Raw genomic sequence first — 25,068 nt, 5'->3', positions numbered from 1 at the left:
CGCGCCCGCAGCGGAGCGCGCGCGGCGCCCTGGACCGGGGAGAGCGCGTAGCAGCCTGGACGATCGGGCCGCCGGGCCCTCTGGGGGAGGCGCGCGAGGAGCGGGAGGCGCGCGACGCGCGATACAACGGATGAGCCGGCCCGCGGCGGAGGGCGCCGCGGGCGCGCTCGAACGGCTTTCGCCTGCGGTCCTCGCGGTGCATAGTGGGACGCCGCGGTCGCCTCCGCCGCGCCGCGCCATGCACCCACAAGGAGAAACCGTCGTGTCCCATCCTCCGCTCACCCAGCTCTCCGACGAGGAGCGCCTCTTCCGCGACTCGGTGCTTGATTTCGCCCGGAAGCGCGTCGCGCCGCGCGCGGCGGCGATGGACGAGCAGGGCGCGCTCGACCGCGATCTGCTCCCTCCGCTGTTCGATCTCGGCCTCATGGGCATCGAGATCCCGGAGTCGTACGGGGGCTCCGGCGCGAGCTTCTTCAACGCGATCCTGGCGGTCGAGGCGCTCGCCGTGGTCGACCCGAGCGTCAGTGTGCTCATCGACGTGCAGAACACGCTCGTGGCCAACGCGCTCCTCCGCTGGGGCAGCGACGCGCAGAAGGAGCGGTATCTCCCGCGGCTGAGCCGGGAGTGGGTCGGCTCGTACGCGCTGAGCGAGGCGGGCTCCGGCTCGGACGCCTTCGCGCTCGCGGCCCGGGCCGAGCGCAAGGGCGACCGCTGGGTGCTGAACGGCCGCAAGCTGTGGATCACGAACGCGAACGAGAGCTCGCTGTTCCTTGTGTTCGCCAGCGTCGACCCGTCGAAGGGGTACAAGGGCATCACGGCCTTCGTGGTCGAGCGGACGTCCCCTGGGTTCTCGGTGGGCAAGAAGGAGAACAAGCTCGGTATCCGCGCCTCCAGCACGTGCGAGCTCGTCCTCGAGGACTGCGAGGTGCCGGAGGGCAACGTGCTCGGCGAGGTCGGCAAGGGCTACAAGATCGCGATCGAGACGTTGAACGAGGGCCGGATCGGGATCGGCGCGCAGATGCTCGGCCTGGCCGCCGGGGCGTTCGAGCACGCGATGCGCTACATGGGCGAGCGGAAGCAGTTCGGCCAGTCGATCGCGAGCTTCCAGGGCGTGCAGTTCCAGTATGCGCGCGTGGCCATGGAGATCGAGGCCGCGCGCCTCCTCGTCTACAACGCCGCGCGGCTCAAGGACGCTGGCCAGCCGTTCGTGAAGGAGGCCGCGATGGCCAAGCTGTTCGCGTCCGAGGTGGCCGAGCGGGCGGCGTCGCTCTGCATCGAGTTCATGGGCGGCGTCGGGTTCACCAAGGACTATCCGGTCGAGAAGCTCTACCGCGACGCGAAGATCGGGAAGATCTACGAGGGGACGTCGAACATGCAGCTGTCGACGATCGCGAAGCTGCTCCAGGCGGAGTACGACGTGAAGGGCTGAGCGGGGAGCTCTAGAACTCGGGTCTTCGGCGCGCGTGAAAGCACGCGACGAAGACCACGACGCCCTCACCGTGACCGTGCGCGCGCCTGGGCGACGACCTCATCCCACGTGAGCCCGACCGGTCCCTCGGCCTCGAGCTCGTCAAGGCGCCGATCGAGCTCGACGCGCTGCGCGTCGCTGAGAGGGAACGCATCAGGGTCTCGCCCGAGGCGAGCCCAGAGCTCGTCGAGGAGGTCGAGCTGCTCGTCGCGGCTCAGTCGGGCGATGTCCAGGGCAGCCTTGGCCATACGTCGGGAAGTATCGCATGACGCGCCTGCCAGAACAATCCGCCGCGCCCGGCCGCGTCACGGCAGCTGGCGCTTGAGGTCGGCCAGCGTCCGGAGCGTCGACACCTGCTGCGGCAGGATCACGTCGCGCACCAGGACGTGCGACTCACAGTCGAGCTCCTCGAGGTCGTTCCGGTAGTCCTTCAGGCCGTGATCCTCGCCCTCCGCCAGCGCCGAGAGCGCCGTCTTGTGGCCGAGCGCCACCGCGGTCCGCTCGACCACCTTGGCGAACGCGCCCCATGGCCCGGAGCTCGACGGCGGGTCGCCCCCGAGCTCCTCGATCCGCCGGCGCAGCATCTGCACCCGCGCCTCGTGCGACGCCAGGTTGAGCCGGAGCTGCCGCACCAACCAGTCCTCGCGCGCGGCGGCGATCGCCTGACGGTAGGTCTCCACCGCGGACATCTCGCCCCGGCAGAACGATTTGAGCTGCTCGATCGAATCGTCATCGATCAGGCCGTCCAGGCCCACGCTCTCGTCTGCGAATGCGATCGGTTCCATGGGTACTCTCCTGAGGTTGCTGGTGAACGCCGATTCGTCTCCTCCCTACCTCCCGAGCAGCAGCCGGCGCGACCTACGTCCGCGCGAGAACCGTGAGCGAGACCGCCGATGTTCGACCTCGTCGCAGAGAGCGTACGGCCATCGTTGCGTCAGGGGTAATCCACGTCTCAGACCGGGGCGGCCTCGGTTGAGCTCTCTGGATTCTATTCAAACCCCGTTCCACCCGTACTGATTCCCGCTCGTGTGGCAGCGGGCTCATCGCGGGAGCGAGGCGTTCAGGCGTCGGAGCTGACGAGGAGAGGACGAGGAGAGCTCGAGCCGCCAGGGCGCCAGGGACGCCAGGAGAGAAGCGAGAGGTGCACTCTGGGCTCTCCTGGCGTCCTTGGCGCCCTGACGGCGCTCGGTTGGGGGCATACCGCCGCAGCTGGGGCGGCCGAGCGCGGCGTCAGAGGGTCGCGAAGACGCGCGCGCCCTTGCTGGTGCCGCAGGACTCCCCGGCGCCGACCCCGCGCAGGATCGCCTGCACGGCCGCGGCGTCCGCGTCGTCGCGCGCGAGCACGCCGATGAGCATCGCCCCCTCCTTGAGGCGCCGCTCGACCTCCGGCGCGCGCGGCTCCGGGATGCCGGCGTCGACGAGCACGCTGCCCAGGCTGGCGGTTTCGCCGCCCGAGCTCGCGTCGGCGAGCTTCACCGCGATGGGGCCGGCCACCGCGAGCCGCAGCCCCGGCACCACGAGCCCCGCGCCCGCCGCGGCGAGGATCGCGCTGAGCGCATTGCCGTTCACGGCCGCGCCCTGCACGCGCGAACGCGAGAAGTGCTGGCGTCGGGCGGCCTCGCTCACGATGACGCAGATGTCCCTGCGCGAGTGTCCGTGGTCGAGGATACGCCGGATGGCGTCCTCGGCCTCCACACGTGTCCGCACCATCTCGGTGACCAACCTCTGGCTCGCCATGTATGTCTCCTTGGCTGAGGGTCCTCGTCGTTCGCTTCTCCTTCGCAGAACACGAAACGTACCGGGCGCGTCCATCGCGTGAAGTCTGCGTAGCTGCTCACAGATCGACGGCAGAACGCCCCGCGCCCGGGGCACAATGCCACGGCGAGATGGCCACGCTGTGACGGGGGGACACGGCGCACTCGTCGGCTGCCCGCGGCGGCGCGGCGCCGGGCGCAGCAAGCGCGGGAGCTAGGGTTGCACTGGGGACGGGTCAGGCAGCGGCGCGCCGCTGCCCGCTCGGGCGCTTCGCGCTCTTCGGGCGCTTCACGCTGCGCTTCGGACGCGCGGGGCGATCCGGTCGCGCCGCGCTCTTCAGGCGCGTCGGGCTCTTCGAGCGCGTCGCGCTCCTCGGACGCTTCGCGCTCGTCGTGCGCGCTGCGCTCCTGTCCGCTCGCCGCGCCTCGTCGGCCGGCCGCGCCTTGCCGGCGCGCCGCGCCTTGACCGCGCGCACGCTCTCGCGGAGCTGGGTGGCGAGCGGCACCGCGTCGCGCTCGCTGAACCCGCGGACGATCCGGAGCATCGTGGCCTCCTCGGGCCGGAGCGCCGCGATCGCCTCGTCCGTGATCGCCTCTTTCGCCTCGAGCAAGGTCTGCAAGGCCCCCTCGGTGTAGGCGCGGATCACGGCGGGGTGGACATAACAACGCTGGCAGACCGCGCGCGTGTTGCCGAGGCGGGCGGACACCATGTCGATCACCTGCGCCACGCACTTCTTCATCTGGCGGGCCGAGGTGGCGACCTCCATCTCGCAGAAGAACGACGCGCACAGCACCGTGCCGGTCCAGGTGCGGAAGTCCTTCGCCGTGAACTCCTGCCCCGCGAGGGAGCGCAGGTACTCGTTCACGTCGTCGGAGTGGATGCGCTGCCGCTGGCCGTCGCCGTCGATGTACTGGAACAGCTCGTGGCCGGGCACGTCCTGACAGCGCTTCACGATGCGCGCGAGCCGCCGGTCCCGCACCGTCAGCTCGTGCTCCTTGCCGCTCTTGCCCCGGAAGTGGAATCTGATGAGATCGCCCTTGATCTCGACGTGCTCGTCGTGGAGCGTCGTCAGACCGTACGAGTTGTTGTCGCGCGCATACTCGTCGTTCCCGATGCGGATCGACGTCTCGTCGAGCAGGCGCACCACGGTCGCCAGCACCTTCTCGCGCGGGAGCCCCGGCAGCGCGAGATCGCGCTCCACCGCCGCGCGGATCCCCGGGAGCGCCGAGCCGAACGCGAGCATGCGATCGTACTTCGTCTCGTCGCGGACCTCGCGCCAGCGCGGGTGATACCGGTACTGCTTCCGGCCGCGCGCGTCCCGGCCGGTGGCCTGGATGTGCCCGCGCTCGCTCTGGCAGATCCACACCCCGGTCCACGCGGGCGGGATCGCCAGGCGCCGGATCCGCTGAAGGGTCGCCTCGTCCTTGATGAGGCGCCCCTCGGGGTCGAGGAACTTGAAGCCCTTGCCCACCTTCCGGCGGGAGATGCCCGGCTCGTCGTCGTTCACGTACCGGAGCCCGGCCGACTTCGCGGACTCGACCGGCGACGGGGTGAGCGGCGCGGCCGCCGCGAGCTCGCCCGCGGCGCGCGCGAGCTCGACCGTCTCGACGGTCTCGACCGACAGGCTGACGCGGTGCCGCTGGACGACGACGCCGCTCGGGGCGGCGCGCCGCGCGCGGCGCGGCGCGCTCCGCGGGCGGCGCCTGGATCGGGGGGTCTTGGTGCTGGCGCTCGGCATGGCGCGGCTAGCTCAGACAGCTCCCCCCAGGGTCGCGCCATGAGCGCGCCGCGACCGCTCGCGGTGCGCCTCGTCGATGTACCGCCGCACCTCCGAGTCGATCGCGGCGATCGCCATCCGCTTGAACATGCGCAGCGGCAGCGGCACGTCGATCTCGACATCGACGGTCTTGGGCCGGAGCTCGAGCCGCCCCGCGACCTGGAACCCCTTGAAGCACAGGCCGAGATCCGCGCGCCATTCGTCGCTCCAGAGCATCGACGGCGCGTACTCCGCGTACCGCTCGCGATACCGCTCCATCGCCCTCAGGACGGCGTTCTTGGCTTCTTCATCGTTCAGGTCGTGATGGACCGTGTGCTTCATGATGACCTCGGGGTTGGCTGGAGCTCGGCTCCAGCGGAGGCTGACGTGCGACAGGCTCGGCAGCGCAGCGGTCGCCAGGGGTCGGCGTGGCAATCGGGGTTAGCAATCGGGGTGCCCGCCGGGTCCGGCGGGGGGCGACCGCCTCGAACAGAGCATTTCTCGGGAAATCCGGGCAAGATCGCGCACTTTCGCGCGCCGCGCGTGGCGACCTCCGCCACACGCGAGGCAGATCGCTACGGCGAGCCCAGCGCCCGCCGGCCGCGATGCGGGCCAGCTCGGCGGCACGGCGCGTGCGTTCCGCCCGTTCATGCCGGGAGCTTTCGCCGTGACGTCTTCGCGTGGCCTCAGAGGGTGGCTCGGGCCGCGCATGAGCAAGGCGCTGAAGGTGATGTTGATCCTGCCGATCGCGCTCTGGCTCGGCTACGTCGTCATCGGCAACGTCATGCTGAGCACGAAGCTCGTGGCGAGGCTCGTCAGCTACAACCCGACCGACGCGACGCTGTTCTACGGGTCGGCCTGGAGCCTCTGGCCGGGCGTCGTGCACGTGAAGGAGCTCCGGCTCAGCGGGTCCGACAGCACGCTGGAGTGGGCGGTGCTGCTCGACGAGGTGGAGGCGGACATCCACCTGACCGATCTTTTCCGGAAGAAGTTCCACGCGGAGGACATCCGCGCCGAGGGCTTCACGTTCCGCATGCGGCTGCTCGTGGATCCCACGAGCGAGCGCGATCTGGAGGCGCCGCACATCAAGGCGCTCCCCCCCATCCCGGAGTTCACGAACCCCCCGCTCAAGCCGGAGCTGCCGCCGAAGCGCGATCTCGAGAACTCGGACGAGGGCTACAACCTCTGGACCGTGCACCTGGAGCGCGTGGACACGACGCTCAAGGAGGTCTGGATCCAGCAGGTCCGGTACGCCGGCGGCGGCCGCGTGCGCGGGGGGTTCTACTACAAGCCGCTCCGCTCGGTCCGCGTCGGGCCCGTGGCGCTGGAGCTCCGTTCGGGCGAGGTCCACCTCGCCGACCGCGTCGCCGCGCGCGTCGACGCCGACCTCGACGTCACGATGAACACCTTCGATCCGCGGGACATCGAGGGGCTCGACGTCTTCGACACCACCTGGGCGCGCGTGCGCCTCGACGCCCAGCTGCCCGGGCTCGATTTCATCCACTTCTACACCGGCGAGGGCGCGGAGCCGCGGATCGAGGACGGGAGCGGAGGGCTCCGGGCGAACCTCGTCGTGAACCGGGGCAACGTCGAGCCGGGCAGCACCCTCTCGTACGGCACGAGCCACCTCGCGGCCTCCGCCGGGTCGCTCCGGGCGGCCGTCGCGGCGGACGTGGATCTCCGCGTCGACGAGCGCGGGCAGGCGCGCCTCGCGGTGGCGGTGCCCCGCGCGACGCTCGAGCGCCCTGGCAAGGGGCTGCCGCCCATCGTGGTGGAGCGGGCGAGCGCCGCCTTCGACGCGCCGGAGCTCCACCTCATGCGGCTCCCGCCGGGGTTCTCGTCGAAGGTGGACATCGTCGCCGCGGCGATCCCGGACCTGCGCTGGCTCAACCCGGACGGCGCCGGTCCGGACGCGCCGCGGTTCACGGGCGGCGCCGCCTTCGCGCGGAGCAGCCTCGAGGTCGACCCGCTGGGCCGAGGCACGGGGGCGGTGAGCCTCCTCCTCAAGCAAGGGGCGCTCGCGTGGAAGGAGACGCGGGTGAAGGGCGACATCAAGGCGCGCGTGGCGCTCGAGGCGGCGAACCTCCTCGGCCCGACGGCGAAGCTCGGCAAGAGCCGCATCGAGATCGAGGACCTCGCGATCGAGCACGAGGGCGAGGCGCTCCCCGGCTGGTGGGCGCGCATCGACGTCGACGACGGGAAGGTGGGGCGCGGCCTGATGGAGGCGGCGATCCGGCTCGAGTGCAAGGACGCGAGGCCCGCGGTGGCGCTGCTCGACGCCGAGGACGCCATCCCCGGGTGGGCCGCGGGGCTCCTCACGATGGAGGGGCTCAAGGCCTCGGCGACGGTGAGGCGCAAGGAGGGCGAGGTCGATTTCAGGCTGCTGGAGGCGCAGGGCGGCAACCTCGCCATCCGCGGGCGGCTCACCAAGTCGGACGGGCAGGACCCGCTCGGCGCGTTCCTCGTGAAGAGCGGCCTGCTCTCGGTGGGGATCGATCTCGAGCGGGACGGGGCCGGCGTGCACCCGCTCGTGGGGGACGACTGGGTGAACGAGAAGATGGCCGCGCTGGGCCGGTGAGCCCGAGCGGCGTCGCCCCGCCGTCGTCCCCTCGAGCGCTCGGCTCAGCGGATGTAGCGATTGACGATGTTCTCGTACAGCTCTTGCTGACCGCTCGTGAGCTTGACCTCGCCGCCGGCGTTGCCGATCTCGGCCAGCTGCTCCAGCGTGAGCTTCCCCTGCTCGAAGTCCGCGCCCTTGCCGCTGTCGAACGACGCGTAACGGGCCTTGCGCATCGACTCGAGCGGCGACTTGCGGATCAGGTCGTCGGCGATGATGAGCGCGCGGGCGAACACGTCCATGCCGCCGATGTGGCCGTGGAAGGTGTCGATCAGATCCGTCGAGTTGCGGCGGCGCTTGGCGTCGAAGTTCACGCCGCCGCCCTGGAACCCACCGCTGCGGAGCAGGATGAGCATCATCTCCACGGTCTCGTTGATGTTGTAGGGGAACTGGTCGGTGTCCCACGCGTTCTGGTAGTCGCCGCGGTTCGCGTCGATGCTGCCGAGCATGCCGGCGTCCGCGGCCACCTGCATCTCGTGCTCCATGGTGTGGCCGGCGAGCGTCGCGTGGTTCGTCTCCAGGTTGAGCTTGAAGTCCTTGTCCAGGCCGTGCTGACGCAGGAACCCGATCACGGTCTCGGCGTCGAAGTCGTACTGGTGCTTGGAGGGCTCCATCGGCTTCGGCTCGATGAAGAAGGTGCCCTTGAAGCCGCGCGAGCGCGCGTAGTCGCGCGCCAGGGTCAGGAAGCGAGCGAAGTGGTCCTTCTCGCGCTTCATGTCCGTGTTCAGCAGGCTCATGTAACCCTCGCGGCCGCCCCAGAACACGTAGTTCTCGCCGTTCAGCGCGATGGTGGCGTCGAGGGCGTCCTTGAGCTGGGCGCCGGCGTAGGCCACCACGGCGAAATCCGGGTTCGTGGAGGCGCCGTTCATGTAGCGCGGGTTGGAGAACAGGTTCGCCGTGCCCCACAGGAGCTTGATCCCCGACTGCGCCTGCTTCTGCTTGGCGTACTCGACGATGCTCTGGAGGCGGCGCGACGTCTCGGCGCGGCTGTCGCCCTCTTCCACGAGGTCGATGTCATGAAAGCAGTAGTGCGTCGCGCCGAGCTTGGTGATGAACTCGAAGCTCGCGTCCATCTTCATGCGAGCGCGGGCCAGCGCGTCCTTGCCCTCGTCCCAGGGGAAGTTGATCGTCCCCGGCCCGAACGGGTCGTGTCCGCGGCCACAGAACGTGTGCCAGTAACACACCGCAAACTTGAAGTGATCCTTCATCGCCTTGCCGGCGACGACGCGGTTCGCGTCGTACCACTTGAAGGCGAGGGGGTTGTCGGACTCGGGCCCCTCGTAGGGGATCTTGCCGACACCGGGGAAGTACTCTTTATCTCCAATTACAACGGTCATGACCGGATCTCCAGCTCGTGGTTTGCGTGTGCCTTCGTTCGGAGGGGGCTCTCGGCGGCGGGGCCGGCGAGGTGAGCCCAGGGGCTCTGACCTCGGGGCCAGGGGGGAGTCAGGTTCGCCACGCCCAGGTTGGGCCTTTCAAGCACGTGAGCTTCTCGTGGCTTCGACTCTCCTCACGCCAGGCGAACCACCGACGCGCGTCAATTCGCGTCAATTGCACGCGTAGTGGAATTCCGGCTAGCAATAACATGGTGACGGGTCGGTGGCTAGGGTCGGCGCCGGCGTCTCCGCCGTTGACCGAAGCTAGCTGAGCCGGGGGCCGCCCGCAGCCGTCACGCCAAACGATTCCGGCGATGCTGTAGGGCGGCGCACCTCCACGGCGAGCCGCCGCCCGCTCGCCGCAGGAGCAACGCAGGCGGCCCCCGATGGAGCGCAGTGTAAGACAGGTGCGCCTCGACGCCGGGCCGGCGCGAGGCGGAGACCTGGTGATGGCGGCGGCGGTCAGCGGTCGACGCGGTAAATCGCGTCTTGCGCTATCACGAAGACGTGGCTCTCGTCGACCGAGAGCCCATCGGCGAGGAAGAAGCCCGACGCTGTCCTTCGAGCGCCCGTGCCGTCCGTCTTCACCTGCCACAGCTCGACGCAGCCAAAGCCTTGAAGCCAGTAGACGGTATCACCGCTCACGGCGATGGCGGAGGGCGTGGGATCCCCGTTCGGGACCCTTTCGATGTCGTGGAGGACGTCGATGGCGGCTGCGCCGTCGCGCCACCGGTTGACCGTGTGGAGGCTGTGGTCGGTCCAGAAGACGCTCTCGCCCGCCGCCGCCATCGGCCCGCCGAAGAACACCTCCGCGAGCGGCTCACGGGTGCCGCCTTCGGGCGGCACCCGCTCGAGCTGGTTCGTCTGGAAGTCGAGCCAGTACAGCGCGCCGTCGTGGCTGATCATGCCGAGCGGGTGGCCGCTCGGCACCAGCACCTCGGGGGCGCTGCCGCCGGCCAGAGCGACCTTCCAGATCGCCTGCGGGTCGCCCTGATCGTAGTAGGCGTTCGTGTCGTCGAGCGCGAGCATGCGAGGAGGGAGGATGTCCTCCGCGAGCACGGTCGAGGCGCTCAGGTTCGTCGCCGGCGCGGCGAGCAGGCGCACGTTGCGTTGCGAGCTCAGCTCTTCGGTCCAGACGAGGGTGTCGCCGACCATGGAGTGCCATCCGCTGGGCAAGTCCCCGAGCGTCTCCGCGGGGCCGCCGGCGACCGGCACGCGCAGGAGCTGGTAGTCCGCGTCGAAGTACACGTACTCCCCCGAGAGCGCGCTCCCTCCGACGGACTCGATCCAATTGAGATCGTCGTCGCGAAACAGCGCCACGACGCCGCCAGGGCCGACCTCGCCGGGCTTGAGGTCGAGGGTCACGCATTCCCACGGCCCGCCTCCGCCCTGCGCGCCGGCGCCGCCGCCCCCGTCCGCGCTCCCGCCTTCCCCTTGCGCGCCTCCGGCGCCCGCGTCCCCGCCCGTTCCGCCCGGCGGATCGCCCCCCTCGGACCCGCACCCCAACAGCGCAAGCGCCACCATCACGGCGCCCGCAGCCGCTGCCGCGGTCTGCTGCATCGACACGACCATGTTCACCTCACCTGCCGTGGTGTACGGCAATCGCCTCAGGACACTTCCTCGGACCGGCGAATACACACAGCGTACCAGCGACCCAGCCGCGTCCCGATCTCGACACCGCCTTCCGCGCGCACCGCTGCCGGAGCTGCGAGCGGCAGGAAGGCTCGCGATGGACGGCGCCCTCGGTTCGTGACGGCGCAGGATCCCCCCTCGGCGAGGGCCGGCAGGCCCACGGCGAGGAGCCATCTTCTCAGCTCAGCCGAGCCCGAGCTTCTCCAGCGCCGGCGCGAGCCGCTCCTTGTAGGTTCGCTGGCAGAGCAGCGCGAGCCGGACCTCGCCGAGGAGCCCGAGCGTCGCCCGCTCGGGCTCGGGCCAGCGGTCGAGCGACCGGTCCTCCGCCGGGACGCGCGCGAGGACCTGCTCGGCGCGATCGAGGTGCCCGCGCACGAGCCGGCCCGTGAACCCGCGCCACGCGGCCCGCTTCGCCGGGGGGAGATCGCGGAGCTTGCGCGCGACGAGCTCGGGGCCGAAGGCCTCGTGCTCCGCCTCGTCGCCCGCGATCGCGGCGAGCACGGCGCGCGTGACCGGGTGGTCGGCGCGGGCCTCGAGATCCTGGAGGTAGCCGACCGAGAACGCCTCGGCGATCAGGAAGAGCGAGATGGCGCTCGCGAGCACGCGCTCGTCGAGCGGGACCTCGCGCAGGTCCGCGAGCGGCGCGGCGACGTCGCGCGGCGCGGGCGCGCGGCCCCCGAGCGCCGCGCACATGCGACCGCACAGCTCGGCGTGGCGGATCTCCTCCTCGATGGTCTCCGCGACGGCGCGGGAGACGTCGAGCGGCTCGCCCGCCGCGAGGGCCTCGCCGAGGAAGCGCGTCGCGATCTGGATGGACTGGTACTCGGTGCGAACACGGTCGGCCCAGACGAGCCGCGCCTGCTCGACGAGCGCGGGCGGCAGCGCGCCCGGATCGAGGGCGGCGAAATCGATGGCGGAGTCGGTCGGCGTCGGGCGCATGATCTACCTTCGCGGGGGTCTCGGGTTGCACAGGATGGCACAACTGGGGCCTGGTGAACGTCGGCGGTTTGCGCTGCTTTCGAGCCCATCGAGCCCACATGGCAAAGAAAGGACCAGCGCCACGGCACAGTGCTCGGCCGGCACATCATGTGCTGCTGACGAAGAAATGCACCATCGAACGAGCTTACCTCTCCTCGTCTCCCTCATGACGTTCCTCGTCTCCCTCGCCGCGTGCAACGTCGAGATCATCGACGGCGGCGGCACCGGCGGCACCGGCGGCACCGGCGGCACCGGTGGCACCGGCGGCAGTGGCACAGGTGGCACCGGCACCGGCGGCATTGGCGGCACCGGCGGCACCGGTGGCATTGGCGGCACCGGTGGCATTGGCGGCACTGGTGGCATTGGCGGTACCGGCGGCATTGGTGGCACCGGCGGCACCGGCGGTACCGGCGGCATTGGTGGCACCGGTGGCACCGGCGGCACCGGCGGCACCGGCGGCGGGCCTAGCTGTTATCCGTACACGACGGACGTCTTCGCGTGCGCCGACCTCGACCTCCCAGAGGTGGATCCCTCGAGCTCTCCTCGCACGTTCGCGTTCTCCGGCACGGTGACGGCCGTACGCCCACCCGGCCCGGACGAGCCGTGCACGCGTCGACGGACAAAGATCGCACACGGCGCGCCCGAGGTCATGATCGACCTCGCGGACGAGGCCGGGAATGCGCTCACCGTGGGCTTCGCGGTCCCGGGCTTCTCGTCCGGCGCCGTCGCTGTGGGCGATGCGCTCGACGTCGACTTCTTCGCCTCCCAGTTCGTGGATTGGGGCCTGGAATCGCGCACCCGCATTCGCCTCGAGCGAGACGGAGCGCTCGTCGTCGGCGTGGGAGAGAACGAGCCCCTCGGGCTCACCCTCCGCGACGGCGAGCGTGAGTGCTACCGCGAGGAGGATGACATGTGCGGTTACGGGAGGCTCGGGATGTCCGTGTCGGCCGGCGACGGGCCCGCGGTCTCGATCCCGACCGGAGAGAGCGCCGAGGTCGGCGCGCTGACCGTCACCAACCATCGCTATTTCAGGAACTACGACCTCACCGGAGACTGCAACTTCGGCCTCTCGGTCGAGTACGTCGTCAGCGCCACGTCTACGCCCTGAGCGCCCGCCCCGCACCGCCCCGTCGCCCACGAGGACGCCGCGCGTGACCAGGGGGTCCGGCGTCGGCTGGCGCATGATCCACCTTCGCGGACGGGTGGTGGCCCAACTCGCCCCGGAGTGATTCACATGAAGGCGGGAAGATCATTGATCTTTTCTTCCCGCCTTCCCGCCTTCATGTTCGAATCCGGCCACCACCCGCGGACGCGCCGAGTTGCTCAAGATGGCACAGTGAGGACCCGGCCAGCCTCGGCCTTTCGTGGACCTTCGGGCCGGCCATCTCTGCTGAATCGCACGGGAAAGACCAGCGCCAGCGGCACAGTGTCCGGATTGGCACATGGTGTGCTCCCGGTGAAGGGATGCGCCATCGAACCAGCTTGCCTCTCCTTGCCTCCCTCATGACATTCCTCGTCAGCCTCGCCGCGTGCCGCGTCGAGCTCAACGACGACAGCGGCACGAGCGCCGGCACCACCGGCACCACCGGCACCACTGGCACCACCGGCACCGGCGGCAGCGACCCAGGTGGCACCGGCGCCGGCGGCAGCGACCCAGGTGGCACCGGCGCCGGCGGAAGCGGCACCGGCGGCACGGGCCCCGGCGGCGGACCTGCCTGTGAGGCGCACGAGCCCAGGGTCTTCGCGTGCATCGACCTCGACGACCCGGACCGGGAGGACGAGCTCGTGCCGTGGACGCTCGCGTTCTCCGGCACGGTGACGGCCGTGCGCCCGCCCGCCCCGGACGAGGTCTGCACGACCAACTCGGGGAACATCGGACGCGCCGCGCCCGAAGTCATGATCGACCTCGCCGACGAGACCGGGAAGACGCTCACCCTCGGCTTCACGGTCCCGGGCTTCGCGGCGAGCGCCGTGGCCGTGGGCGACCTCCTCGACGTCGACGTCTCTTCCTCCCAGCTCTTCGAGTGGGGAGAGCTCATCACCCGCATTCGCGTCGAGCGGGACGGAGAGCTCGTGGTGGCCGTGGGCGAGAACGATCCCATCGGGCTCACCATCAGCGACGGCGAGCCCGCGTGCTACAGAGAGGACAGTCACTGCGGTTACGAGGAGCACGCGATGACCGTGGAGGTCGACGGCGAGCCCGCCGTCTCGATCGCGAACGGCGAGAGCGCCGAGGTCGACGGGCTGACCGTCACCAACGAGCGCTATCTCAAGAACTACGACATCAGCGGCGGCTGCAACTTCGGCCTCGCGGTCGAGTACATCGTCAGCGCCGCGCCCGCGCCCTGAGCAAACGCCCCGCGCCCGCGCCCTGAGCAAACGCCCCGCGCTCGGGGCACGGGCGAGCCCTGCGCGTGTCAGCTCCCGGAGATCCCCGGAGCGGCGAGCGCGCGCGCCTTGGCGAACAGATCGGGGCGCGCCCTGTCGTGGGACCAGCCCTCCGGGTACGAGGCGACCGCCGAGGGGCGGCCCCACACGCGGCGCTCGTAGGCGTCGAGCGCGGGATGGCCGGCGAGCGACAGCCCGCGCCGCCGCATGTAGGCGAGCACGGGGTAGAACGCGCAGTCGGCGAGCGTGAAGGCGTCCGACGCGATGAACCGTGTCCTCTGGGCCCGCGCCTCCCACAGCGCGAGCTCGCGCTCCACGCCCGAGAGCGCGCCCGCGATGGCCGCTCGCCGGTCCGGCGACAGGGCGTCCGGGCCGGCCTCGAAGAGGCTCTCCAGCGGGTCGTAGACGCACGCGGTGGCCTCGGACTCCTGCGCCCAGGCGAGCGCGCGAGCGAGCGCGCCGGGCTCGGCGGGCGGCGGGAGGAGCGGCGGGTCGGGATACCGCATCTCCAGGTACGTGAGGATCGCCAGCGACTCGTTCATGACGGTGCCGTCGGGCTCGACGAGCACCGGGGCCTGGCCGCGCGGATTGAGGGCCAGGAACTCCGCGGCGCGCGTCTCGCGGGGCTCGCGCATCACGCGCAGGCGGCGGGGCTCGAAGGCGAGGCCCTTCTCGCGAACGGCGAGGAGCACGCGCCAGCTCGAGATCGAGCCGTTCACGAAATACACCGCCCGCTGCGCGCTCATCGGTCGCCTCCGGGCTCCTGCAACGTGCGGAATCGGTCGCCTCCGGGCTCCTGCAACGTGCGGAAATTGAGCGCCTCGAAGCCCGCGCGGTACGCGGCGGCGTCGAAGTCGGCGTCGATGTTCTCGGCGCGGAAGAGCTGGAGCATCCGCTCTGCCTCGGCGCGCTCCGCGGCCTCCCGCTCCGGCTCGGCGAGCGCGGACCGGGCCCGGGCGCGCGCCTCGGCCTCGGCGCGATCCGCGGCGGGCGCGCCGACGCCCCAGACAGCCCCGGTCGCCGGATCGTGAAACGTGCCGATATGCCGGAAGGTGAGCGAGATCCGCGACGCTTGGTCCTCGCCCTCCGCGTCGCCCTCCTGCCGGATGGCATGATAGAAGCGGCGGTTGGTCTCCAGGTCCATGACGAGCAGCGAGCCGTGCGGCAAAGGGACCTTCTGGACGGCATCCCCTTCGGCGGCGCGCTTGGGCCGGAGCACCATGGTGCGCCGTCGTCCGAGCGAGACGTTCACGATGAACGACGGGCGCACGAGGTCGAGCGTCTTGTCGGAGTGCTCGCTGATCCAGTCGCGCCCGGTGCGGTAGAGCTGGAGCAAGCAGTGGTTGAGCGGGTGCCCGACGCGGCGCTCGACCTCCCTGCGGATGCGGTCGACGGCGGGGGTGAAGGCGCCAAGCTCCGGTTGCTCGTCGACCGGGTGGCGGTAGAGCGGCACGGCGCCGTCGGGCGCGCGCTCGCCCTGGATCGCGACGAGGCGCGGCACCTCCCCGCCGCGGTGGAGCATCGTGGTCCACGCGACCTCGCGCTCGACGGCCTCGAAGGCGCCCGCGCCGCCCGCGAGGCGCTCGTCGAGGGCGCCGCACCACAGCGCCGTCCCGCCCGCGCCGATGCCGGCGACGCACACCGGCCCGGGCCCGTCCGAGAGCACGTCGGCCCAGCGGCGGCGCCGGCCGCCCAGGCCCTCGATCTCGCGCAGCGCCGCGGCGTGCTTGCCCGCGGTGCTCGCCGCGGTCGCGTCCTCGAGGACCTCGACCTCGAAGCCGAGCCGGCGCGCGTCGCGGGCGGCGGCGAGGACGCACACGTTGGTCGCGACGCCGCACAGGATCACCGCGGTCACGCCCGCCTCCTCGAGCCGCGCGCGCAGATCGGTGTCGCGGAAGGCCGAATACCAGCGCTTCTCGACGTGCCAGTCCGCGGCCCCCGCCGGGCGCTCGGCGCGCACCGGGGCGAGCGCCGGGAACAGCTCGGCGCCCCACGTGCCGCGGGCGCAGCACGCGCCGTCGGTGTGCGTCTGCCCGCGGAGCGCGTCCGGGGCCGCGTCGATCTCGCCGTAGGCCGAGGTTACCCACACCACGGCGCGCCCCTGCGCGCGCGCGGCGCGCACCAGCCAGGCCACGCTCTGGGCGAGCTGATGCGGATCGCAGTGCCGCTTCGAGAACGCGCCCCCCTCCGCGAGGAAGTCGTTCTGCATGTCGATGACGAGCAGCGCCGTGCGCGCCGGGTCGTTGGGGTGTGGCCGCTCTCTCACGTCCTTGACCTCCTGGTACCACCTCGTCGGTCGATCGACCAAGCGCCGCGGCGCGCGACGCGCCGCGAGGCGGCCGCGTCGGCGCGCGGAGGCTCGGTGAAGCTACCGGCGCTTTCCTGGAGGGCAGCTCGCGTCGGCGCTTGCGGCCTCATCAGGGCGCGATTCGATGAAAAAGCGCCCCCGCCGGACTCCCGGTTCGGCTACACCCACGGGGGATCCCGATCGAACCCCCCGCGCCTGGCCGCACGGCCCCCGTGCGGCGCGCCTTTGGCTCACCACCCTGAGGAGGTCTGAACATGGCTCACGTACTGGCAAGGCTCACCGGCGCCACGCTCGAGGACGTCAAGCAGCAGCTGGCGGCCGACGCGGCCAGCCACGCTGAACAGGGGATGCACCTGGAGCACGTCTGGACGAACGACGACGATCCCGGCGACATCCTGTTCCTCCTCCGGGTCGACGACCTGAGCCACTGCAAGCAGCTCATCAGCAGGGTCCACGCCGAGATCCACCGGGACGACCCGAGCGCCAAGCTGCCCCACATGACGTTCCTGAAGGAGGCGTGAGCGGTCACTCCCCCCCACGGAGCGGTCCGCGCGTCCATGCCGGCCGTGCCCGGCCGCAGTCCCGCGGGCTGGCGCCGAGCGATTTCTGCGGTCGCCACCGGGTCAGCGGTCACTCAATCACAGACCCAGCGATCGGTGATCGTACTCGAGAACGTCGTGCACGCCGGGAGCCCCTCGAGGGCGCGCCAGTTGTTGATGTTGCTGATCCGGGTCGGGGTCAGCCGCGTGCCCCGCACTTCTTCGCCGACCTGGGCGCATTCGGACGACAGATCCGCGTTGGACTGCACGCCGAACACCCAGTTGCCGTTTCCGCGGAAATACGGGCCGCCCGAGTCGCCCCTGCAAATCCGGACCTCGTCCGCGTCCGTGAGGAAGTAGTCGCTGGCCAGGTAGTTCAACGAATCCTTCATGTAGCGCATGACCCCCGCGCCTGTGCCATTGTAGTGATAATAGCCTCGCCCGTAGAACGTATAGGACTCCGAAGAGCTCAGGGTCCCCGCATAGACGCCGATGGCGGCGTCGTTGATGGTCACGTTGCTGAAGGAGCCGCCCTGCACCTTGGTGAACACGACGGCCAGGTCGGAGCCCGACGCCCAGCCGTGCTGCAAGCGCCTCACGTAGACCTCGCGATCCACAGTGCATTTGCCGTTCGAGGGAGCGCCTGTCATGCATCTCCAGGTCGTCCCGGTGTCCGCGTAGTTGACCCTGGTGCTCACGAGGCCCGTCAGCGCCGTGCCGAGCTGGTCGTCAAAGCAGTGAGCCGCGGTGAGGATCATGTGCTCACCGATCAGCGTGCCCGTGCAGCCTCCGATCTCGACGACGCCGACTCCGCCGCCCTCCGTGCCGGCGCGGATCGCCTCCACGCTGGTCTCGATCGGCTCGTCGGAGACGCCGTCGCTCGGGTCCGCGACGCCGCACGCCGCCGTCGCCAGAGCGAGCAGCGCGCCGCCCGCGCCCGCGCGAGCCCATGCGAACCGAAGTCCGCCCACCTCGCGACAGCCTCTCGAATTCTCGTTGTTCATCGCTCGTCGTCTCACTTTCAGTCGAAGTATCTGGTTTTCGCTCCAGGGCTCGTGGCACGCAGAGCGCCACACGGTGTTCGTCGCCGAAGCCCGTGACCCTGATTCCTGGAGTTCTAGTGCGGCCACATCGATGCCCCTGACGCTCGTTCGGAGGGGATCTCCGGCTGCGGCATCGGGACCCTCATGGGATACGCTCGATCCAGGAGCGCTCGTGTTCTCCTGGATCACGACACCGCCATGGGGTGGATCGGGTGAAGAGCAACGTTCAAGACAGGTTGCAACGAGCGCGCCAGCTCAGGAGCGCTGCGGCTCGAGGAGCGTCGCTGGATCATTCCTCTGGCGTTGCTTGACGGAGCTTCCTCTGCGCGCCGCGCCGCCTCTCGCAGCGCCGCCCTCGCCGTCGCCTGCGCCCCGTGTCGGCGCCGTGTCCCCGGCGCCGTCGCTCCTTTCGCTGCCGTCCCCGCCCGGCGCCGTCGAGCTGCCGTTGCTGCCGCGGTGCCACCCGGTGCCAGCGTGGCACGCGTGCCACGCGTGCCACGCGTGACCGGATGGGATCGATCAACGTCGGTGTTCTAGCGGCACGCGCACGCGCAGGAGGAGGGGCCCTCCGTGAGCGTCCCGTCGGAGCCCCAGATGCAGTATCTCCAGCCCACGGGGCTGAGGCCGCAGACGCCATCGAAGCGATGGAGCTCGACGGTCCCGCCGACCTGGCGAACCAGGAGCGGCAGGCCGTCCTCCTGCCCGCACTCCACGCTTCCGGGACATCCGCCATGGCGCGCTGGAGCGTCCGAGAGGACGGTGCGCTTCGGCTCGTCGTATCTCCCTGCTTCATCCCTTGGTCCCTCCGCAGCTGACGCACGCGCGGGCGCCCTGCCCGCGATGCGTTTGCCAGCGGAGCACGAGGCGAGCCGGGCAACAAGGAACGCCCCCGGCGCTTGGTGGTGCTCAAATTTGCCGGAGAGAGTTCCCATGAAGGGGGAAGATCATTGATCTTTTCTTCCCGCCTTCCCGCCTTCATGTTCAATTTTGAGCACTGCCCGGCGCTTTCCTGCGAACGGATCGGTTATCGCCGAATTTCAACGTGCTCGGCGCCCTGGCCACTCCGCCCCATCCTGCTCCTCGTCAACGGTCGTTGACGAGGAGGCCTGACCGGCGCTGGGACAGGCGACCAATGACGTGGCGCGCCGGGGGCGCGTCAGCCCTCGCCCGAGAGCACCGAGGCGATCGCTGCGCGCTGCCCGCGCGGCCGCCCGGCCGCGTCGGCGTGCGCCATGTCGAGGGCGGCCAGCACCGTCGAGAGCGTCGTCTGGTCCAGCACCGACGACGCCTCGATGGCATCGAGGTCCTCTCCCACGAAGTTCTTCGGGCAGGCGTCGATGACCGGCAGCGCGCGCCCGCCGGACGGCGCGAACCGGATCGGCAGGCCGTGCGTGCGGCAGATGAGCGGCCGGGCCGCGTAGAGCGCGCACCTCCCCTCCCCGTCGAGCGCCGGGCACACGCCGGGATCGCCCGCCCGCGCGCGGCCGGCGAGCGCCGCGCGATCGGCCTCGGGGAGCGCCGCGAGCGCCTCGCGGAGGGCGTCGGCCTCGATCGACGTCACCGAGAACCGCCGCCGGCAGCAGTCGCTGCACCCCGTCGCGCACGCCATCCGCCCGCCGTGGCGCGCGCTCGCGTTCGCGAAGAACGCGTCGACCTTGGCGAAGAGCTCGCGGAGGCGATCGAGCGGCTGGGGAGTCACGCGCCGGGTTCTAGCACCCGAGCCCCCCGGCGCCCTCGCCAGGGACAGGGAATCGTCCCGCTGGGACAAGGGCCGCGCCGGCTGGGACAAGGGCCGCGCCGGCTGGGACAAGGGCCGCGCCGGCTGGGACAAGGGCCGCGCCGGACACGACCGAGGGAGCTGCCGCCAGGGACATGGACGCCGGCGCCAGGGACACGAGCGAGCGGGCCAGGGACACCGCGGCCGCTGGCAGGGACACGGGGGGACGCGCCGGGGACACCCGGGCGGGCGAGCCGCTGTCCCTGGCGCGGCCAGGAGGGCGCACGATCGCCCCGGCCCCGCCGCCCAGGAGCGCCGGGCGGGACCGAGGCAGCGCGCTCGGGCGACCTCGCCCCTGCTTCAGGGATCGATGCGGAACGGATAGCCGTCCATGGCCACCACGATCGGCTCGGCGCCCGGCGCGCCGCGCGGGCGGACGGCGAGCACGTGCGCCCCGGCGTCGTCGAGCGCGGGAGGATCGCGGTAACTGAACTCCTCGCGGCGCACCTCCCCCTGCGCGTTCAGGGTTTCGCATTCCCATCCAACGACGACGCCGTTGTGGCGCTTCTCCCGGAGGTCGCGCAACGGGAGCAGCACGACTTCGGGGGAGCTCGCAGCGCGGCGCAGCGCGCGGAGCTTCGACCAGGTCTCGCCCACCAGCTTGACGCCCAGCACCAGCAGGACGGCGGCGAACCCCGCGCTCCCCGCCGCGATCAGCAGCCGCGGTGTCCTCAGGGCGGGCTCCGCGCTCGTCATGAGCTCGCCTCCGCTCCTCCGCACCTCGATGTCCGGCAACACCCCCGGCGCCCAGGCGACCAGGTAGCTCACCTCCTGCTCCTCGCCGTCGGCGCGAAAGCTCACGACCACATCGGTGAGATAGTCGTCGGTCCAGGCGGTGTGGCCGTGAGGCGCCACCGAGACGAGGCCGTCGACGGCGACCGGCTCCGCGGCGGCCCAGCGGCCCGGCTGCGCGAGCACGTCGCGCGCGATCTGGACCGCGCCCACGCCGGCGATCGCCATCAGCGCGCCGTTGAGCGGCGCCAGGAGGACCACGCTCGCGAGGGCGATCAGGAGATAGCGCGGCCGGAGGCGCAGCGCGCCCCGGTCGAGGCCCCGCCGGAGCTCCGCGAGCGGCAGGGCGGCCGCGGCCCGCCGCGCGGCCTGCGCGTCGGCGCGGCGGATGACGAAGCCCAGGAACCCGACCGCGAAGCACATCGCGGCGAGGCCGAGCAAGGTCCAGGCATCGACGCGCGCCTTGCGTGGACCGTCCCCGAGCGACAGCACGAGCGCGTCCTCGTCGGCCGCCTCGGGCAGCCCCCGGTCCACCAGCAAGGAGCGCTGTCGGCCCGTCGGCGCGTCGAAGGCGCCCGTGAGCGGCTGGCCGGGCGGCGGACACAGCGGCCCGTCCGCGCTCACCAGGGCCACGACCTCGCCGAGCGAGGGCGCGAGCAGACGACCGTACCGCGTGCCCGCGAGCTCCGCGCTCCCTTCGCACGAGAACTGCGCGTCGGTCAGCTCCACCCACACAGCCTCCGTCCGCGCGCGGCGCAGCGCCTCCGCCGCGCTGAGCCGCACCGGCGCGTCCCCGAACGCCGCCACCCGCTGCCACGCCCGGACCGAGAGCACGCCGAGCGTGACGCCGGCGATCAGCCCGAGCGCGACGCCGATCCAGGGCCGCCGCTTCAAGCCTCCTGCGATGCGGTTGTTGACGTCGCTCACGCCGATGCTCCTCCGAGGGTGGCAGGCGCGCCGGCCAGGCCCCCGCGCTGTATCGGGGCGCAGCGGCCCCGGCTGGGCGGCCGTTTCAGCAGTTGAGCCGGGTGCGTTCCCCGAGCAGCTTCACGTCGCCGTTGGCCTCGACCCGCACGTCGCCGCGCCGGGCGCTGAGCCGCTGCTCGCGCGCCTCGCTGACCAGATCGCCCTCGCTGCGCAGCACCGTGTCGCCGCCCCTGTGCAGCTCGATGCCCTCGCGGGCGTGGATGGCCACGCGCTCGGCCGTGAACTGCAGATCGCCGGCCACGGCGATCGAGAGGCCGCTGCCGAGGACCAGCACCGGCCCCTCGGGCCGCAGCTCGATCCGCGGCGGCTCCGCGCCGGCGCGATCGACCAGCCGGATGCACGAGCGGTGATCGCTGCGCTCCACCGTCAGGCGGTAGTCGTCGACGGGGATCACGCGCACCGGGTGGCGCTCGCTCGAATCGCTCATGAGAGACCAGGAGGTCGCAAGGCGAGCCCGAAGTCAAGGGCCGCTTACGGCGAGCTCTGGGTCGATGTGGGAAGGTGCGCGTCGCCAAGGCGCCGGCGTTCGAGGAGGTTCGCGTCCGCGTCTCGGCGCCGCTGGCGCGCCACGCATGCTGCGTGGTTCTCCCTGGCCTCCCGCAGAGCCATGGCGTCACGAAGCGCACCGATGGCCTTTGCGCGCCTCCTGTAAAGCGTAGAGACAGGTATCCCTACGTCTTCGGCTATTTGGACCATCGAGACTCCGTTGAGATCGTGGGCGACGAGCACGAAGCGCAGCTGCGGATCGAGGTCGTTCACGGCCTCGATGGCGCCGGCCGTCATGTCGCTGCGCTCCATCACAGCAGCGGCGTCGGGCGCCGGATCGAGCACTTCGATCGGATCGACCAACTCCTCCCTGCGGTGCTGCGCGCGCTCGTGGTAGTGCGAGGCGACGTGTACGGTGATGGCATTCAACCAGTGTTCCGGCCTGCCCCGCTTCGGATCGAACCTGGGCCAGCTCTCCCAGGCGCTCAGCCAGACTTGGCCTGCGACGTCGCCACGATGGCGTAGAGGGACGCCCAGCTTCTCCAGCCAGCGCAGCACCGCACGAACCAGCGTCGGGCAAAACAGGCGCGCGTGCGCCGCTGCGCGCTCGTCTTCATTGGATTGACGAGACATGGCTCAACCACCCCGGGCATTCTCCGTGCTACCGGCGTCACCGCGTGCTTCGCTGTTGATGGCCAGCCGACGATTCAGCGAAGCTGCCTGAGCATCCCTTCGCGCTCCGCGGCGAGCCTCCCTCGCGGGAACTCCCGCGCGTGGGCATCGAGCAGCTGGCGTGCCTCGAGGTCCGCCTCCGCGGTGTGGGCCTCGAGGGCCCTGCGGGCGCGGGTGATCAGGCTCCTCTCGCGCGCGCTGATGGGTGGCGGCGCGGATGTCGCGGGGGGCGAGGCACGACGAGCTGTCGCGCTCGAGGGCGCGGATGTCGCGCTCGCTCCAGCGCCAGCCTGCCTGCCGCCTCGATCCTCGGAGAGAGGCGCCCTGTCCTTCCCTGAGGACACAGCGGTCGGCGTCCCCGCCTGCTCGCCGCGCGGCTCCGCTGGGAGCGGCACCGGCGCCTGCTCAGTCAGCTCAGTCCAGCGGCTACCGATCGCCGATCTCAACCACGACTCCAGGCCCGACGGCGACGTCACCGCGGCGACGATCGCGCTCGTGAGCGCGAAGGTCGCGCCCTGAACCAAGACCCTCAGGCTCCAGCGGCCCAGAGAGCTGATCCACCCCTGGCGACGGTAGAGCCCGAGCGGAGCGACACAGGCAGCGTCGTCCCATCCGCGCGAGCGTTGCTTCGCTCTCCAGCGTTGCGTCGCCGCCTCCAGCTGCTCGCGTGCGCGACGGTGCTGCGTCTTCACGGCCTCCGGGTGAAGACTCAGCTCCGCGGCGATCTGGGCGAGCGGGATGCCCTCGAGGTCGTGCTTGATGAGGACGTCCCGGTATTTCGGGTCGATCTGGCCAATGAGGCGGCGCATCAGCTCTTCCCGCTGGCGAGTGCGAAGGAGCTCCTCTGGCGTCGGGCACTCGGCCCGGATCTCGTGCTCGTCGAACGACGTCAGAACCTCTCCCCGGCGGCGCGCATCGCGCACATGGTTGCGAGCCTGGTTGCAGGCGATCGTGACACGGTACGGCGCTGCATCCCCGCCCGGCTCGATCCTCTGATCCGCTTCCAACCCGCGCAGGAGCGCGTCTTGCGCTACGTCGTCGGCGTTTCGCGCAGGCACACCGCAACGCCTCGCGATGCGACGGAAGAGCTCGAAGCTGCGCGAGATGCCCGATGGCTTGCCCACGCCGGTAGCACACCTGAGGGGGGCCTTCGGGGTCAGCAAAGTGCACGGATGAGATCAATTTGGTCGGACAGTGTAGCACAACATGCCACACGCTGTCGGGCTACAAGATCACCGACTCACGGAACAGATGGGTCCTTCCGTCATCCGGCCACAGATTCTCGCCCACAGCGCGGCATTCGGCGTTTTGTGCCGATTGACGCAGAGCGCCTGGCGTAAGTACCGTCCCTGGATGGTTTGTCGTGTGCACCTGCTTCTCATTTTGCTGGCGCTTGGCGCCTCGACGGGCTTGACCCGTGAGGCCGGCGCAGAGGAACAGCACCCGTCGCAGGGGCGGAGCGACGGTTCCACGACAAAGGACCATGTTCGCCGTGGCCGGCGAGCGCGCGAAGCGGGACGGTGGACCGACGCGTATGCCGCGTACAAGGCGGCCTTCGAAGCAGCGGCCCCGGCGTCCAGCACGGAGCGAGAGCGCGCGGAGATCGCCGGCGAGCTCGGCCTCTGTGAGCTCGCGCTGCGCAAGTACCGCGACGCGGCCGAGCACCTGGCGTGGAGCCTCGAGCAGCGTGAAACGCTGCCGGTTGCGCTGCAGAAACGATTGGAGGAGGGGCAGCGCAAGGCGGCGCCGCACGTCGCGAAGCTCTATCTCTCGATCAATCCGCCGGACGCCGAGGTGCTCGTCGACGGCAAGCCGATCGGCCGCACCGCACGGACCTACGCGCTGTTCTTCGAGCCCGGCCAGCACATGGTGCGGGCCCGGGCGCCGGGGCGCGAGGAGGCGTTCCAGTCGTTCGGCGCCGTCGCCGGAACGGAGTACAACATCTCGATGCAACTGCCGCGCGCGGCGTTGAGCAGCTCCAAGGAGGACTCGGCGGCATCACGGAAGGAGGCGCCGAGGGCCGCGAGCGCCTCGCCCGTGTCTCACGGAAAGGCACGCCCTGCCAGCCCGTGGGCTTCCTGGCCAGGGGCGCTGCGCGTCGCGGGAATCGCCGTCACCACGGGCACGGTGCTCGGGGGCGGCGTCTTCATGATCAGGGCCAGCAAGCTCGATGGCGATCTGCGCGAGCGACGAGATGGCCTCACGCGTGATTCGACGTCGAGCTCGTCCATGTGCTGGCAAGCGCCGCCATACTCCCCGTGCGCTGACCTGGTCCGCCTGCGAGACGCGCGCAACCTTTCCGCCGGCGTGGGGACTGCGCTGGTCATCACCGGTGGCGTGATCGGGGCCCTGACCGCGGCGTCGTTCTTCATCGACTTCTCCTTCCTGGGGCTCGCGCCGACTCAGGATGGGATCCACGTCGCGCCCATGGCGACCGGGCGAGAGACGGGCGTGTGGATCGGGGGCCTGTGGTGAGGAGCCGAGGCGCTGAGGGGATTCGTTCGCAGGAAGGCCGGAGCGCTGCGACGTCCGCCGTGGCCGTCGCCCTCTGCGC

The 25,068-nt window shown here is 71.1% G+C and carries 23 protein-coding genes; 6 read left to right on the top strand and 17 right to left on the bottom strand.

What is annotated here, in order from left to right:
• The first annotated feature begins 262 nt into the window (after positions 1 to 262).
• Positions 263 to 1,429 carry an acyl-CoA dehydrogenase gene (locus WMF26_RS08440; RefSeq protein ID WP_437999893.1) on the top strand — a complete coding sequence of 389 codons (1,167 nt, stop codon included), beginning with the start codon at positions 263 to 265 and terminating at the stop codon, positions 1,427 to 1,429.
• Positions 1,430 to 1,494: 65 nt separating this feature from the next.
• On the opposite strand, the gene WMF26_RS08435 is transcribed toward WMF26_RS08440, so the two are convergent.
• The 5 genes from WMF26_RS08435 to WMF26_RS08415 form a co-directional block, all read right to left on the bottom strand.
• Positions 1,495 to 1,716: an addiction module protein gene (locus tag WMF26_RS08435; protein ID WP_020733669.1), complete on the bottom strand. Its 222-nt coding sequence runs from the start codon at positions 1,714 to 1,716 to the stop codon at positions 1,495 to 1,497.
• Positions 1,717 to 1,773: 57 nt separating this feature from the next.
• Positions 1,774 to 2,253: a DUF2383 domain-containing protein gene (locus WMF26_RS08430; RefSeq protein ID WP_437999892.1), complete on the bottom strand. Its 480-nt coding sequence runs from the start codon at positions 2,251 to 2,253 to the stop codon at positions 1,774 to 1,776.
• A 445-nt stretch (positions 2,254 to 2,698) separates the two neighbouring features.
• On the bottom strand, positions 2,699 to 3,205 hold the full coding sequence (locus WMF26_RS08425) for a hypothetical protein (RefSeq protein ID WP_061625988.1): 507 nt from the start codon (positions 3,203 to 3,205) through the stop codon (positions 2,699 to 2,701).
• A 253-nt stretch (positions 3,206 to 3,458) separates the two neighbouring features.
• A complete protein-coding gene (locus tag WMF26_RS08420) occupies positions 3,459 to 4,961 on the bottom strand; it encodes a DNA topoisomerase IB (protein ID WP_437999891.1) in 1,503 nt (500 codons plus the stop codon).
• A gap of 12 nt (positions 4,962 to 4,973) precedes the next feature.
• Complete coding sequence (locus WMF26_RS08415; RefSeq protein WP_061625990.1) at positions 4,974 to 5,321, bottom strand: polyhydroxyalkanoic acid system family protein; 348 nt, start codon at positions 5,319 to 5,321, stop codon at positions 4,974 to 4,976.
• Between the two features lie 367 nt (positions 5,322 to 5,688).
• On the opposite strand from WMF26_RS08415, the gene WMF26_RS08410 reads away from it, so the two are divergent.
• On the top strand, positions 5,689 to 7,557 hold the full coding sequence (locus WMF26_RS08410) for a hypothetical protein (RefSeq protein ID WP_437999890.1): 1,869 nt from the start codon (positions 5,689 to 5,691) through the stop codon (positions 7,555 to 7,557).
• A gap of 44 nt (positions 7,558 to 7,601) precedes the next feature.
• Here the strand turns inward: WMF26_RS08410 and xylA are convergent, their stop codons facing one another.
• From xylA to WMF26_RS08395, 3 genes are all read right to left on the bottom strand, one after another.
• Positions 7,602 to 8,933 carry a xylose isomerase gene (gene xylA, locus WMF26_RS08405; protein WP_437999889.1) on the bottom strand — a complete coding sequence of 444 codons (1,332 nt, stop codon included), beginning with the start codon at positions 8,931 to 8,933 and terminating at the stop codon, positions 7,602 to 7,604.
• Positions 8,934 to 9,434: 501 nt separating this feature from the next.
• Positions 9,435 to 10,574, bottom strand: a complete 1,140-nt coding sequence (locus WMF26_RS08400; RefSeq protein WP_437999888.1) for a hypothetical protein — start codon at positions 10,572 to 10,574, stop codon at positions 9,435 to 9,437.
• A 213-nt stretch (positions 10,575 to 10,787) separates the two neighbouring features.
• The gene (locus WMF26_RS08395; RefSeq protein WP_437945577.1) at positions 10,788 to 11,543 is read right to left on the bottom strand and encodes a ferritin-like domain-containing protein; all 756 of its coding nucleotides are present in this window, start codon (positions 11,541 to 11,543) and stop codon (positions 10,788 to 10,790) included.
• 205 nt (positions 11,544 to 11,748) lie between these two features.
• Between WMF26_RS08395 and WMF26_RS08390 the strand changes: the two genes are divergently transcribed.
• Both WMF26_RS08390 and WMF26_RS08385 read left to right on the top strand, forming a co-directional pair.
• Complete coding sequence (locus WMF26_RS08390; protein ID WP_437999887.1) at positions 11,749 to 12,690, top strand: hypothetical protein; 942 nt, start codon at positions 11,749 to 11,751, stop codon at positions 12,688 to 12,690.
• Between the two features lie 395 nt (positions 12,691 to 13,085).
• Positions 13,086 to 13,931 carry a hypothetical protein gene (locus tag WMF26_RS08385; protein ID WP_437999886.1) on the top strand — a complete coding sequence of 282 codons (846 nt, stop codon included), beginning with the start codon at positions 13,086 to 13,088 and terminating at the stop codon, positions 13,929 to 13,931.
• A gap of 68 nt (positions 13,932 to 13,999) precedes the next feature.
• On the opposite strand, the gene WMF26_RS08380 is transcribed toward WMF26_RS08385, so the two are convergent.
• Together WMF26_RS08380 and WMF26_RS08375 are read right to left on the bottom strand one after the other, a co-directional pair.
• Positions 14,000 to 14,716, bottom strand: coding sequence for a glutathione S-transferase family protein (locus WMF26_RS08380; RefSeq protein WP_437999885.1), 717 nt, complete (start codon positions 14,714 to 14,716; stop codon positions 14,000 to 14,002).
• The gene (locus tag WMF26_RS08375) at positions 14,713 to 16,236 is read right to left on the bottom strand and encodes an isochorismatase family protein (protein WP_437999884.1); all 1,524 of its coding nucleotides are present in this window, start codon (positions 16,234 to 16,236) and stop codon (positions 14,713 to 14,715) included. The genes WMF26_RS08380 and WMF26_RS08375 overlap by 4 nt, the downstream gene beginning before the upstream one ends.
• A 296-nt stretch (positions 16,237 to 16,532) precedes the next feature.
• Between WMF26_RS08375 and WMF26_RS08370 the strand changes: the two genes are divergently transcribed.
• Positions 16,533 to 16,799 carry a hypothetical protein gene (locus WMF26_RS08370; protein ID WP_061625996.1) on the top strand — a complete coding sequence of 89 codons (267 nt, stop codon included), beginning with the start codon at positions 16,533 to 16,535 and terminating at the stop codon, positions 16,797 to 16,799.
• A 113-nt stretch (positions 16,800 to 16,912) separates the two neighbouring features.
• On the opposite strand, the gene WMF26_RS08365 is transcribed toward WMF26_RS08370, so the two are convergent.
• From WMF26_RS08365 to WMF26_RS08335, 7 genes are all read right to left on the bottom strand, one after another.
• A complete protein-coding gene (locus WMF26_RS08365) occupies positions 16,913 to 17,788 on the bottom strand; it encodes a trypsin-like serine peptidase (RefSeq protein WP_437999883.1) in 876 nt (291 codons plus the stop codon).
• Between the two features lie 605 nt (positions 17,789 to 18,393).
• Complete coding sequence (locus WMF26_RS08360; protein ID WP_437999882.1) at positions 18,394 to 18,573, bottom strand: hypothetical protein; 180 nt, start codon at positions 18,571 to 18,573, stop codon at positions 18,394 to 18,396.
• A gap of 443 nt (positions 18,574 to 19,016) precedes the next feature.
• Positions 19,017 to 19,559, bottom strand: a complete 543-nt coding sequence (locus WMF26_RS08355) for a YkgJ family cysteine cluster protein (RefSeq protein ID WP_061625997.1) — start codon at positions 19,557 to 19,559, stop codon at positions 19,017 to 19,019.
• A gap of 378 nt (positions 19,560 to 19,937) precedes the next feature.
• Positions 19,938 to 21,296 (bottom strand): hypothetical protein, encoded by a 1,359-nt coding sequence (locus WMF26_RS08350; protein WP_437999881.1) that lies wholly within the window; start codon positions 21,294 to 21,296, stop codon positions 19,938 to 19,940.
• A gap of 85 nt (positions 21,297 to 21,381) precedes the next feature.
• Positions 21,382 to 21,783, bottom strand: a complete 402-nt coding sequence (locus WMF26_RS08345; protein ID WP_437999880.1) for a hypothetical protein — start codon at positions 21,781 to 21,783, stop codon at positions 21,382 to 21,384.
• Between the two features lie 44 nt (positions 21,784 to 21,827).
• On the bottom strand, positions 21,828 to 22,475 hold the full coding sequence (locus WMF26_RS08340) for a sigma-70 family RNA polymerase sigma factor (RefSeq protein ID WP_437999879.1): 648 nt from the start codon (positions 22,473 to 22,475) through the stop codon (positions 21,828 to 21,830).
• Between the two features lie 74 nt (positions 22,476 to 22,549).
• Positions 22,550 to 23,638, bottom strand: coding sequence for an RNA polymerase sigma factor (locus WMF26_RS08335; protein ID WP_437999878.1), 1,089 nt, complete (start codon positions 23,636 to 23,638; stop codon positions 22,550 to 22,552).
• A gap of 229 nt (positions 23,639 to 23,867) precedes the next feature.
• On the opposite strand from WMF26_RS08335, the gene WMF26_RS08330 reads away from it, so the two are divergent.
• The gene (locus tag WMF26_RS08330) at positions 23,868 to 24,989 is read left to right on the top strand and encodes a PEGA domain-containing protein (protein ID WP_438002388.1); all 1,122 of its coding nucleotides are present in this window, start codon (positions 23,868 to 23,870) and stop codon (positions 24,987 to 24,989) included.
• The last annotated feature ends 79 nt before the right edge of the window (positions 24,990 to 25,068 follow it).

This window comes from Sorangium sp. So ce185, assembly GCF_051526825.1.
Lineage (GTDB): Bacteria > Myxococcota_A > Polyangia > Polyangiales > Polyangiaceae > Sorangium > Sorangium cellulosum_D.
This window is presented reverse-complemented; position numbering and strand designations above follow the sequence as displayed.

What these genes read in the sequence shown, in the direction of transcription:
- WMF26_RS08435 (WP_020733669.1), bottom strand. Translation starts at nt 1,716, where the DNA reads ATGGCCAAGGCTGCCCTGGACATCGCCCGACTGAGCCGCGACGAGCAG.
- WMF26_RS08430 (WP_437999892.1), bottom strand. Translation starts at nt 2,253, where the DNA reads ATGGAACCGATCGCATTCGCAGACGAGAGCGTGGGCCTGGACGGCCTG.
- WMF26_RS08425 (WP_061625988.1), bottom strand. Translation starts at nt 3,205, where the DNA reads ATGGCGAGCCAGAGGTTGGTCACCGAGATGGTGCGGACACGTGTGGAG.
- WMF26_RS08420 (WP_437999891.1), bottom strand. Translation starts at nt 4,961, where the DNA reads ATGCCGAGCGCCAGCACCAAGACCCCCCGATCCAGGCGCCGCCCGCGG.
- WMF26_RS08415 (WP_061625990.1), bottom strand. Translation starts at nt 5,321, where the DNA reads ATGAAGCACACGGTCCATCACGACCTGAACGATGAAGAAGCCAAGAAC.
- WMF26_RS08410 (WP_437999890.1), top strand. Translation starts at nt 5,689, where the DNA reads ATGAGCAAGGCGCTGAAGGTGATGTTGATCCTGCCGATCGCGCTCTGG.
- xylA (WP_437999889.1), bottom strand. Translation starts at nt 8,933, where the DNA reads ATGACCGTTGTAATTGGAGATAAAGAGTACTTCCCCGGTGTCGGCAAG.
- WMF26_RS08395 (WP_437945577.1), bottom strand. Translation starts at nt 11,543, where the DNA reads ATGCGCCCGACGCCGACCGACTCCGCCATCGATTTCGCCGCCCTCGAT.
- WMF26_RS08390 (WP_437999887.1), top strand. Translation starts at nt 11,749, where the DNA reads ATGACGTTCCTCGTCTCCCTCGCCGCGTGCAACGTCGAGATCATCGAC.
- WMF26_RS08385 (WP_437999886.1), top strand. Translation starts at nt 13,086, where the DNA reads ATGACATTCCTCGTCAGCCTCGCCGCGTGCCGCGTCGAGCTCAACGAC.
- WMF26_RS08380 (WP_437999885.1), bottom strand. Translation starts at nt 14,716, where the DNA reads ATGAGCGCGCAGCGGGCGGTGTATTTCGTGAACGGCTCGATCTCGAGC.
- WMF26_RS08370 (WP_061625996.1), top strand. Translation starts at nt 16,533, where the DNA reads ATGGCTCACGTACTGGCAAGGCTCACCGGCGCCACGCTCGAGGACGTC.
- WMF26_RS08345 (WP_437999880.1), bottom strand. Translation starts at nt 21,783, where the DNA reads ATGAGCGATTCGAGCGAGCGCCACCCGGTGCGCGTGATCCCCGTCGAC.
- WMF26_RS08340 (WP_437999879.1), bottom strand. Translation starts at nt 22,475, where the DNA reads ATGTCTCGTCAATCCAATGAAGACGAGCGCGCAGCGGCGCACGCGCGC.
- WMF26_RS08330 (WP_438002388.1), top strand. Translation starts at nt 23,868, where the DNA reads ATGGTTTGTCGTGTGCACCTGCTTCTCATTTTGCTGGCGCTTGGCGCC.